Here is a 10,722-nt window from a genome sequence, read left to right on the forward strand (position 1 = left end):
CGCGCGGCGCCTGGGCAGCGGACGGCTACGCCTGCGGTGGTAGCGATTGCGGTGGTAGCCCTGTCGCTGCGGTCGCGCCGGGCGCCGCGACGCCGTCCTTCGGCGGGTGCGCTGCGAGGAAGCAGCGGCTGCTTCCGTCGGCCCAGGGAGAAACCGGCGGCTCCTCGATCGAGCAGCGGCCGTGGACCTCGCTGCAGCGCGGATGGAAGCGGCAACCAGGTGGCGGCCGCGCCGGCGAGGGCACATCGCCGCGCACGCGCGGGCGGGCATGACGCTTCCGCGCATCGACCGCGGGGATGGCGGCGAGCAACGCGCGGGTGTAGGGGTGCTGCGGCGCCTCGAAGATGCGTTCGGTGCTGCCTTCTTCCACCACCTGGCCCAGATACATCACGGCGATGCGATCGGCGAGGTAGCGCACGACCCCCAGATCATGGGTGATGAAGAGGTAGGAGAGCTGGAGCTCCTCCTGCAGCTGCCGCAGGAGGTTGAGGATCTGCGCCTGAATCGAAACATCCAGCGCGGAGGTTGCCTCATCGCAGATCAGCAGGCGGGGATTGACGGCCAGCGCGCGGGCGATGCAAAGGCGCTGGCGTTGTCCGCCGGAGAACTCGTGCGGGTAGCGCCCCATTTGATCCGGATCGAGCTGCACGCGCCGCATCAGCTCGGCCACGCGCTCCGTCCGCTCACGCTCGTTGGCGCCGATGCGAAACGAAATCATCCCCTCGGCGACGATGTCGCGCGCGCGCATGCGCGGGTCGAGCGAGGCCATCGGATCCTGGAAGACGATCTGCAGCGCGCGCCGATAGGGCAGCAGCTGGCGCGGTGAGAGCGCGAGGAGGTCGACGCCGTCGAAATACACCCGCCCGGCACGGGCACGTTCGAGTCCGAGGATCGATCGGCCCACGGTCGTCTTGCCGCAGCCCGATTCCCCGACCAAGGCGACCGTGCGGCCGGCCGCGCAGATCAAATCCACGCCGTCGACGGCCTTGACCCAGCCGACCGTCCGCTGCAGTAGGCCGGCGCGGATGGGAAACCAGGTGCGCAGCGCTTCGACGCGCAGCAGGCTCGCCCCGCTATCGCGACTGGGCGCATCGCGCAGCGCCGCGCCCGGCGCGGGCAGGGACGGTGCTGCGCCCTTCGTCGCCGCGCTCTGATCGGGCCGGCCGGGGGGCCCCGCGCTGACGGCAAAACCCTGGCTCAAGCGCCCTTGCAGGGCCGGGCGGGCGGCTGGCCAGTCGGCGCGCGCGACCGCGTGGCAGGATACCTCGTGGGTCGTCGACAGCGCCGTGGCGGCAGGGCGCACCTCATGGCAGAGGGCCTGCGCCAGGGGGCAGCGGGTGGCGAAGCGACAGCCCGCCGGCCAGTGCTGCGGCGCCGGCACCACGCCGGGAATCTCCGTCAGCCGCTGACCTCGACGCGCCCGGGCTGGAATCGCGCGCAGCAAGCCCTGGGTGTAGGGGTGCCGCGGCTCCCCCAGGACCTCTTCGCGCGTACCCAGCTCGACCACGCGACCGGCGTACATCACCGCGACCCGGTCGGCGAGCTCGTTGACCACACCGAGGTCGTGGGTAATCAGCAGCACCGTGGTGCCGAGCTGTTGGCGCAGCTCGCGCAGGAGCTCGAGGATCTGCGCCTGAATCGTGACGTCGAGCGCCGTCGTCGGCTCGTCGGCGATCAGCAAGGCGGGCCGCGTCGCGATCGCCATCGCGATCATCACCCGCTGCTTCATCCCGCCCGAGAGCTGATGCGGATAGCTGTGCATCCGGCCGACCGGGTCGGGAATGCCGGTCAAGGCCAGCAGCTGCTGGGCGTGCTGCCAGGCCGCCCGCCGGGTGAGCGGCTGGTGCAGCGCGATCGCCTCCACGACCTGAGCGCCGATCGTCAGCACCGGGTTGAGGCTGGTCATCGGCTCCTGGAAGATCATCGCGATCTCGGCGCCCCGAACCGCGCGCATCTGTGCCACCGGAAGCTGGAGCAGATCGCGTCCATCGAAGCGCACGCGTCCGCGCTCGATGCGGCCCGGGCGCGGCACCAGGCGCAGGATCGAGAGGGCGGTCAGGGACTTGCCGCAGCCCGATTCGCCGACCAGCGCGAGCACCTCGCCGCGGGTCAGCGTCAGCGAGAGATCGTCGACGACTGGCACGGGTCCGCGCTCGCCGGGGAAGGTCGTCGTCAGGGCGTCGATCTGCAGCATTGGCGCGCCGCTCATGTCGGCTCCCGGCGGGTGCGCGGATCGAGGATGTCGCGGACCGCGTCACCGACGAAGTTGACCGCGAGGAGCAAGGTGAAGAGCGCTGCGCCGGCCGCGGCGAGGTTCCACCAGATCACGGGGTCGCGGGACAGCTCGTCGCGCGCCTGATCGATCATCTGGCCCCAGCTACCCTCGATCCCCAGGCCGAGCCAGGAGAGGATCGCCTCTGAGAGCACGAGCCCGGAGAACATCAGCACGAAGGTGATCACCACCAGGTGCATCAAGTTGGGCACGATGTGGCGCAGCAAGATGCGCAGATCGGCGACGCCGAGCGCGCGCGCGGCCTGAACGTAATCCATCTCGCGCAACTTGAAGGTCTCGCCGCGCGCCAGGCGACAGAAGCCGACCCAGCTCGTCACCGCCAGCGCGAGACAGACGGCGACGGTGCTGCGGCCGAGCACCATCACCAGGGCGATCAGCAGCAGCAGCGTCGGCATCGACGCGAGGGTCGACATGACGAAGAACACGCCGTCGTCGATCCTGCGGCCCCAGTAGCCGGCGCTGACCCCAAAGAGCAGCGCGAGCGGGATCGCGATCAGGCTGGTCAGGCCGCCGATCAGCAGCGCGACGCGGGCGCCCTTGATCGTCAGCAGCAGCACATCGCGGCCGACGATGTCCGTGCCGAGCAGATGCCCGCCGGGATGGCGCAGCGGCGCCTGGCCGTAGAACTCGACCTTGGCCAGCGGCGCCGAATAGCTGCGCTCTCGCCGATTGGCGAAGAGGCGATCGATCACGCTGCGCGCTTCGTGTTGCGCGACGACGTCGCCGCCGGTGTCGACGCCGCCGACCCAACGCAGGGAGTCGAGCAGGGCTACGGTGACGTAGCCGGCGATGATCAGCAGCGCGAGTGGGCGACGGCGCCGGAGCTGGACGAAGACCTCCCGCCACAGCCGATGGCGGCGACCGACCAGCAGCAGGCTCAGGCCCGCGAGCAGCAGCAGGGCGACGACGAGGTTGGAGAGGCTAAGGAGCTGCATTGGGCCTTGTCACTCAGCTCAGCCGCACGCGCGGGTCAACCAGCGCATAGCTGATGTCGGTGAGAATCTGTCCGCCGACGAAGAGCAGCGAGCCGAGATAGACCATCGTGCGCAGGGTGGAGAAGTCATTGCCGTTGATCGCGTCGACGGTGAGGGAGCCGAGCCCCGGGATGCCGAAGAACGACTCGAGCAGCAGCGATCCGGTGAAGAGAAAGGGCACTGCGAGCACCACGTGGGTGAGGATCGGGATCATCGCGTTGCGCAAGACGTGGACCCACATGATGCGCCCCTCGGCGCAGCCCTTGGCGCGGGCCGTGCGCACGTAGTCGCGCCCCGTCTCCTCGACGAAGACCGTGCGGTAGAAGCGCACGTCGCCGCCGAGCGCCGCCGCGACGCCGACCAGCACCGGCAGCGCGAGGAAACGCCAGGCCACGCGCGGATCAGGGTCGAAGCCAGAGATCGGAAACCAGCGCAACAGCTTCCCGATCACGTACTGCGCGCCGATGATGTAGAGCAGCACGGAAAGGCTCATCGCCAGCACTGCCAATAACACGCCCATGCGGTCGATATAGGTCTCGCGGAAGAAGGCGACGAAGAGCGCGAGCACGATGCTGAGCAGCAGCCCGATCACGAACATCGGCACGGTCAGCGCGAGGCTAGGGCCGACGCCGCGCCGCAGGCGCTCGACGATCGGCGCATCGTCGCTGTCGCTGCGGCCGAAGTCGAAGGTCAGCATCCGCCGGTAGTGCTCGACCAGCATGCTCTCGCGCCCACCGCGCCACGGCCAGAGCGGGCGATCGTAGCCATGGTTCGTCTTCCACTGCGCGATCACCGCCGGGACCGCCTTCTCGCCCAGCGCGCGGCGGGCGATGTCGTCGGGATCGGTCAGCGTGAAGAAGAGGAGAAAGAGGAAGAGCAGCACGCCGAGCACGACGAGACACCCATGCAGCAAGCGACGCATCACGTAGGCCAGCATCATTGTTGCTCGCGGAAAAAGGTGATCACTGCAGGGACGCCGATGGCGAGCGCCAGACCGAGGAGCAGGTAGAGCGGCCACAGCACGGGGCGGTTCCAACGCTGGCGCTGCGCCGCACGCTGGGCCAGGTCGATGGTCCGGTACTTGACGGTGGGGTAGGCCATTCCCGTCGGTTTGACCTGCCCGAGCCAGCCGTGAAAGAGGGTGTAGTCCTCCGGGTGAAAGAGCTCGATCCAGGGGCGCTCGTGCTCGAGCACCGCGCGCAGCTGGCGGATCAGCGCCAGCCGCTCGGCGTCGTTGCTGCGCGTCTTCATCGCGAGGAAGAGCCGGTCGAAGCGCGCATCGGCGAAGTTCGCTGTATTGGGCCCGCCGCTCCGCGAGCGCGCCATCTCCGACGAAAGCAGGAAGAGGAAGTTCTCCGGATCGGGATAGTCCGCGACCCAGCCCCAGAGGAAGAGCTGATAAGCGCCGTCGCGCACCTTCTGTTGGAATTGGTTGTAGGTGGTTGCGGCGACCCGGACATCGAGGCCGAGGCGGCGCCAGGCGTCGACGAAGAAGCGATAGCGCAGGAGGCCCTGCGCGGTCGTGTCTGACGAGTCGAAGGTCAGCCGCAGCGGTTGACGGGTGCGCGGATCAATACCGCCGGGGTAGCCCGCTTGGCGCAGCAGCGCGGTGGCGCGCGCCACATCGAGCTGGCGGAAGGGGTTGCGGTAGCCCGCCTCGTAGCCGTAGATCCCCGGCGGCAGCGGCGACTGCGCGCTGATCCCGCGACCGTTGCTGAAGAGGCGCAGATACTCGCGGGCATCGATCGCCAGGCTCATCGCCTGGCGCAGCAGGCGGCTGCGTTCGCCCCCGCGCACGCCGACCACCGCATCGTCCATGTTGAAGCCGATGTAATAGACAGCCGGAATCACCGACTTGTTCAGTCGGACGCCGAGCGCGCGCATCTCCGGGGAGAGGCGCTCCTCGCGGATCACCTTGTCGAAGCTCTCACGAATGATCCCCGCGGCGTCGTAGTAACCCTGGAGGAACTTGTTGAAGAGCGGGATGGGCTCCTTCTCGCGCCGCCAGTCGATGCGCTTGATCGACGCCAGCGGCTGGCCGACGACCCGCGGATCGAGCAGTCCGGCCGCGCGATCCTGCGCCTCGCCCTGCGCGGGGTAGGTGGCCCCGGGCGCCCGCCACTCCGGATGGCGCAGGCCGTACCACTGCTCGTTGCGATCCAGCACGATGCGCGCCTGCTTGTCGTAGCGCGTCAGGCGATAGGGGCCCGAGCCGACGGGATGGTCGGCCAGCGTGGGCCTGCCCTTGCGACCGTCGTAGTACGCGGTCGCCTCCCAGGGGATCGGCGTGGAGAAGGGCATGGCGAACCAGTAGAGGAGCTGCGGATAGGCCTCCGTCAGCACGACCTCCAGCTCGAGCGCGTTGCGCGGCCGGAGGCCCTCGATCGGGCCGACCCGGGCGTACTGCTGGTGGACCGGCAGCCGCGCGAAGCGCGCGTCGGTGCGACGGGCGTGCTCGAGCCGCTCGCCGAACTGCCGCAGCCCGACGATGTGAGAGAAGGGCTCGGTCACCGGGCTATTGACGGCCGGGTCAGCGATCCGCGCCAGCGCGAAGGCCACATCGGCGGCGACGAGCTGACGCGTGCTGCGCTTGGGCTGGCCGAGCGCGAAGCAGGGGTCGTCCTGGAAGAGCAGATCGTCACGGAGCTCGAAGTGATAGCGCACGCGGCCGTCGGCCTGCGGCTGCGCCTCGGGCACGGCGACGGCGAGCCCGGGGATCAGCGTGTAAGGTCGGGCCAGGTAGTGATACTCGAGCAGCGTATCGAAGATATTGCCGATGATCGCGTGGTCGCTGACGTTATAGGCGACCGCCGGGTCGAGCGACTTGGGAGCCTCGGTGAAGGCCGAGTAGAAGACGCTGCTGTGGGCGTCGGATCGCGGATAGGGATCGTTCGTGCAGGCGAGGACCAGCCCCGTCAGGGCACAAAGCGCGAAGGGCGAGCAGCGTAGCACGAGCAAATCGGCTCCCGGCCCGAGCGGGCCGCGACCGGGACTCTAGTGTGATGAGGCCCCCATGGGAAGCGCGGTGCCCAGGAGGCCACAAGCCGCTGCTGCGCCCCAGGGGCTGCTGGGCCGGCCGCCTGCCGCGCTGCGGATCGCGTGCGGGTGCTTGCGCGTCGACGGGGACCCGCTACAGGGCTGAGCGCGGGGTTGGTGGGTGGGGGGTGCCGTGGCTATACTGGGCGCGATGAGAACCTGGGCATCGCGGCGCGCGACGAGGAAGCGGCTCACCTTCGCCTTGCTGCTCCCGCTGCTGGTCGTGGCGGGACCGCCGCTCTTGGAGGGCCGCACGGAGGGCCGCGCGGAGTGCCGAGCTCGGCGGCGCGTGGGTCGCGTGCAGAGCCGCCCGCGTGCCGCGGCGGTGACCGGCGCGCTGGACGTCGCTTCCAGGACGACAGGGGCCCAGCTCTTCGTCGATGGCCTGCCAGTGGGCAAGCTTCCCCTGGCCAAGCCCTTGGCGCTGCCCGTCGGGCAGCATACGGTCAAGCTGACGAAGGACGGTTACACGCAGTATCTCGACGTGGTGGAGGTCGCGCCCGGTGCGACGGTGCAGGTGGCCGTCGACCTCTTGCCGGTCGCGGGCGTGCTCGACGTCAAGGCCAATGTCGCTGACGCCCGGGTCTTCGTTGACGGGCGCTTCGTCGGCTTCGCGCCGCTCGAGGTCGAGCTCGATGTCGGCCCGCGCGCGATTCGGGTGACCAAGGCGGGCTATCGCGATGTCATCGTCGCGCGCAAGGCCGTGGCGGGTCAGCGGACGACGCTCGACGTCGGGCTCGAGCTGCTGCCTGCGGGCTCGACGCCCTACCGGCCGCTGGCCCCGCGTGTCAGGTGGTACGAGCGTTGGTATGTCTGGGCCGGGGCGGCGGGCGGCGTCGCGGCCGTCACGGTGGCCGTGCTCGTCCCCGTGCTCGCTGCGGGCAAGGACTCGATCGCGGGCTTCGGCGCCGAGCACCGCTGGCGGGTGCCGTGAGGCAGCCAGCGAGCCTGGGCCCGCTGCGCGGCTGAGCGCCTCCGGAGTCGCGCGTGATCTCCCTCGATGACTTCGACTTCGAGCTGCCAGCCGGGGCGATCGCGCGCTATCCACCCGCGCGGCGCGACGGCGGGCGATTGCTGCGGCTCGAGCGTGCGAGCGACGCCTCGACCCACCACGCGATCCTCGAGCTGCCCGACCTCCTGCCGCCGCGGCCGCTGCTCGTCGTCAATGACACGCGCGTGATTCCTGCCCGTTTGTTGGCCCAGCGCGCGACGGGCGGGCGGGTCGAGCTGCTCCTGCTCGAGCGACGGGCGCAAGCTCGCTGGTGGTGCATGCTGCGCGACGCCAAACGCCTGCGAGCCGGCGAGTGGTTGACGATCACCGCGCCGGCCGCGGGCGCTGCCGCAACGGCTGGCGCGCTGCCGCCGCTGGTGGGCCGCGTGCTAATCGCGACGCCCCCGCGCGAGGGGCGCTGCGAGGTCGAGTTCGAGGACGAGTCGATGATCGCGCGGTGCGGCGCGATCCCCTTGCCGCCCTACCTGGCGCGCGCCGCCGAGCCCAGCGACCTGCTGCGCTACCAGACGATCTTTGCCACGAAAGAAGGGGCGATCGCCGCGCCGACGGCTGGGCTGCATTTCACGCCCGAGCTCGTGGCGCGCTTGGAGGCTGCCGGCGCGACCCTGGCGACCGTGACCCTGCACGTCGGTCCCGCCACCTTCATGCCGATCCGCGACGGCGACCTCGCGTCCCATCGTGTGGAAGGGGAGCGCTTCAGTATTCCGGAGGCCACGGCCGCGGCGGTGGCGGCGGCGCGCGCCGCTGGGCGGGCCGTGGTGGCGGTAGGCACGACGGTGGTACGCGCGCTGGAGACCACCGGCGGGGCGGCGGGGCAGGGGCGCACCGAGCTGGTCATTCGTCCGGGGCATCGCTTCGTCGCCGTCGATGCGCTGCTGACCAACTTTCATCTGCCGCGCTCGACGCTGCTGCTGCTGGTCAGCGCCTTGGCGGGTCGCGAGCGGATTCTAGAGGCCTACCGCATGGCTGTCGCCGCCGACTATCGCTTCTACAGCTACGGCGATGCGATGCTGATCGTCTGAGGCCGGCGCGCGGTTGGCGGACCCCAGGGGGCCCGCTGCTCCCGCCGGCCCAAGGCACCGCAGGCGGGCCGTCGGAGCATCCCTGGAGACGGCGCTGGAGACGGCGCTGGAGACGGCGCAAAGATCGCTGTAGCCTGCGCGCCGATGAGCCGACTCAAGCTTGAACTCGAGGCGCGTGACGGGGCCGCGCGCGCGGCCCGCGTGACGTTACCGCGCGGCACCTTCGAGACGCCCGTCTTCATGCCCGTGGGCACGTTGGCGACCGTCAAGGCGCTGGAGGTCGGCGAGCTCGAGCAGCTCGGCGTGCGGCTGGTGCTGAGCAACGCCTACCATCTGGCGCTGCGCCCCGGCACGGAGGTGGTGGAGCACTGCGGTGGGCTGCACCGCTTCATGGGCTGGCCGCACCTGCTGCTCACGGACTCAGGTGGCTTCCAGGTCTTCAGCCTGCGCGCCCTGATGCGAATCGACGACGACGGGGTGGCCTACCGCTCCCATATCGACGGCTCGGCGCGCTTCATCGATCCCGAGCGTTCGATGGCCGAGCAGGCCGCGATCGGCGCGGATATCGCGATGGCCTTCGACCACTGCCCGCCAGCGAACGCGACGCCGCTGGCGATCGAGGCGGCGATGGAGCGGACGACCCGCTGGGCGCGACGCTGCCTCGCGGTGGCCCCTCCGCCGCATCAGGTGCGCTTCGGCATCGTGCAGGGCGGGGCCGATCTCGGCCTGCGAAGGCGGCATCTCGAGGCGATCACCGCGCTGCCCTTCGAGGGCTTCGCGCTCGGTGGGCTCTCGGTCGGCGAGGCCAACGAGCGCATGCACGAGGTCGTCGCCGACGCCGCCCCGCGGCTGCCCGAAGGCGCGCCGCGTTACCTGATGGGCGTGGGGCGACCGGAGGATCTGATCCGCGCGATCGGCGCCGGCATCGATATGTTCGACTGCGTGATGCCGACGCGGCATGCGCGCAACGGCCAGCTCTTCACGGCCGAGGGGCGGGTCGTGATCTCCAACGCGCGTCATCGGCTCGAGGATCTGCCGATTGACGCGAGCTGCGCCTGCAGGGTCTGCCAGCGCTATAGTCGCGCCTACCTCCGTCACCTCTATGTCGCGCGCGAGCTGCTCTACAGCCGCCTGGCCACCCTGCATAACGTTCACTTCGTCGTCGAGCTCGTGCGCCAGGCTCGCGCTGCGATCCTCGAGGGTCGCTACGCGGCATTCGCGGCCGCGTTCTTCGCGCGGCGCGCGCCGGGGCTCTGATGCGGCGCGCGACGCGCGATTGACCGAGCCCTCTGCGGGCGCGCAGGTGCGCTAGCGCGGCCCGCGGTGATGTGGCAGTGTCCGGCGCCGCGTGCGACCCGCATGGTCGCCGAAGGAGCCACAATGCCAGCACCCACTGTCAGTACTGTCCAGGCCATGCTCACGCCGGCGGTCGCCATTTCGGCCGTCGGGCTGCTCTTGCTGACCCTGAGCAACCGCTACTCGGCGGCGATCAACCGGATTCGTCTGCTCAGCGACGAGCGGCGCCGCCTGCGCGCGGTGCAGGCCAAGCAAGACCCGCCCGGCGAGATCGAGCAGCTCCGCCTCGAGAGCGTGCTCCGTCAGACACGAGCGCTGCTGGTGCGCATGCGCTCGCTGCGCAACGCGGTGTTCTGCATGTACCTCGCGGTCGGGATGTTCGTGCTGACCTCCGTCGGCATCGGGGCGCAGCTCGCCACTGACTCGGGCCTGCTGCGCATCCTCGCGACGACGGTCTTCCTCTGCGGCATGCTGGTGGTGCTGCTCGGCGTCGCCTTCGCCACGGTGGACCTGCGGCGATCCTTCCGCGTTGTCGAGCTCGACGCGCAGAGTGACGGCTGACGCCCAGAGTGACGGCTGACGCGGAGTGACGGCTGACGCGCAGTGACGGCTGACGCGCAGTGATCCTGGCGCGCGGCGCGCTCAGCCGGCCGCTTTGCCTTCGCGCAGGCGCAGCAACAGGCGGCGGAAGGGCGCGTAGAGGCAGCTGTGCTCGCAGGCGGAAAGGTCGTCGACCGCGAAGCAGTGCCGTCCGCATTCCTCGGTCTCGAGCGGAACGGCCGGCGTCAGGTGCTCGTCGATCAGCGGCGCAAAGTAGAGCGCGGGTACCGTGAAGGTCGCCCCGCAACTCGGGCTGCGATGCTCGAAGTAGATCTCGTTGCGCTCGGTCGCCTGTCCCGCGAAGCGCATGCCCTGGGGCAGGTACTGGGGATCTTCGACGAGCTCGCGCAGGCTGAGCTGCTGTTGGCATTGCGAGCAGGTGGCGATCGGCGTGTTATCCAGTTGGGCCATGGTCTGCGTCTCCCTCGACAGTGCCCGTTTCTCGCCCGAGCGGGCTCCAGACGCAACCGGCAAGCGCGGGGTGGGCGT

The 10,722-nt window shown here is 70.2% G+C and carries 9 protein-coding genes; 4 read left to right on the plus strand and 5 right to left on the minus strand.

The window, feature by feature from the left end; translation table 11 throughout:
* Positions 1–25: 25 nt before the first annotated feature.
* From IPL40_14580 to IPL40_14595, 4 genes are read right to left on the minus strand one after another with little or no spacing between them, the layout of a single operon-like run.
* Positions 26–2,209, minus strand: a complete 2,184-nt coding sequence (locus IPL40_14580) for an ABC transporter ATP-binding protein (protein ID MBK8482367.1) — start codon at positions 2,207–2,209, stop codon at positions 26–28.
* Complete coding sequence (locus IPL40_14585) at positions 2,206–3,228, minus strand: ABC transporter permease (GenBank protein MBK8482368.1); 1,023 nt, start codon at positions 3,226–3,228, stop codon at positions 2,206–2,208. The genes IPL40_14580 and IPL40_14585 overlap by 4 nt, the downstream gene beginning before the upstream one ends.
* Positions 3,229–3,241: 13 nt before the next feature.
* Complete coding sequence (locus IPL40_14590) at positions 3,242–4,204, minus strand: ABC transporter permease (GenBank protein ID MBK8482369.1); 963 nt, start codon at positions 4,202–4,204, stop codon at positions 3,242–3,244.
* Entirely contained in the window at positions 4,204–6,225 is a 2,022-nt protein-coding gene (locus IPL40_14595; GenBank protein MBK8482370.1) for a peptide ABC transporter substrate-binding protein, read from the minus strand. Before IPL40_14595 ends, IPL40_14590 begins: the two co-directional genes overlap by 1 nt.
* Positions 6,226–6,454: 229 nt before the next feature.
* Between IPL40_14595 and IPL40_14600 the strand changes: the two genes are divergently transcribed.
* From IPL40_14600 to IPL40_14615, 4 genes are all read left to right on the plus strand, one after another.
* The gene (locus tag IPL40_14600) at positions 6,455–7,237 is read left to right on the plus strand and encodes a PEGA domain-containing protein (GenBank protein MBK8482371.1); all 783 of its coding nucleotides are present in this window, start codon (positions 6,455–6,457) and stop codon (positions 7,235–7,237) included.
* Between the two features lie 56 nt (positions 7,238–7,293).
* Positions 7,294–8,337 carry a tRNA preQ1(34) S-adenosylmethionine ribosyltransferase-isomerase QueA gene (gene queA, locus IPL40_14605; GenBank protein MBK8482372.1) on the plus strand — a complete coding sequence of 348 codons (1,044 nt, stop codon included), beginning with the start codon at positions 7,294–7,296 and terminating at the stop codon, positions 8,335–8,337.
* 144 nt (positions 8,338–8,481) lie between these two features.
* Entirely contained in the window at positions 8,482–9,594 is a 1,113-nt protein-coding gene (gene tgt / locus IPL40_14610) for a tRNA guanosine(34) transglycosylase Tgt (GenBank protein ID MBK8482373.1), read from the plus strand.
* A gap of 123 nt (positions 9,595–9,717) precedes the next feature.
* Positions 9,718–10,194 carry a DUF2721 domain-containing protein gene (locus tag IPL40_14615; GenBank protein MBK8482374.1) on the plus strand — a complete coding sequence of 159 codons (477 nt, stop codon included), beginning with the start codon at positions 9,718–9,720 and terminating at the stop codon, positions 10,192–10,194.
* Between the two features lie 81 nt (positions 10,195–10,275).
* Here IPL40_14615 and IPL40_14620 read toward each other — a convergent pair whose 3' ends face one another.
* Positions 10,276–10,644, minus strand: a complete 369-nt coding sequence (locus IPL40_14620; protein ID MBK8482375.1) for a hypothetical protein — start codon at positions 10,642–10,644, stop codon at positions 10,276–10,278.
* Between the last annotated feature and the right edge of the window lie 78 nt (positions 10,645–10,722).

This window comes from Pseudomonadota bacterium (assembly GCA_016711215.1).
Classification (GTDB): Bacteria; Myxococcota_A; Polyangia.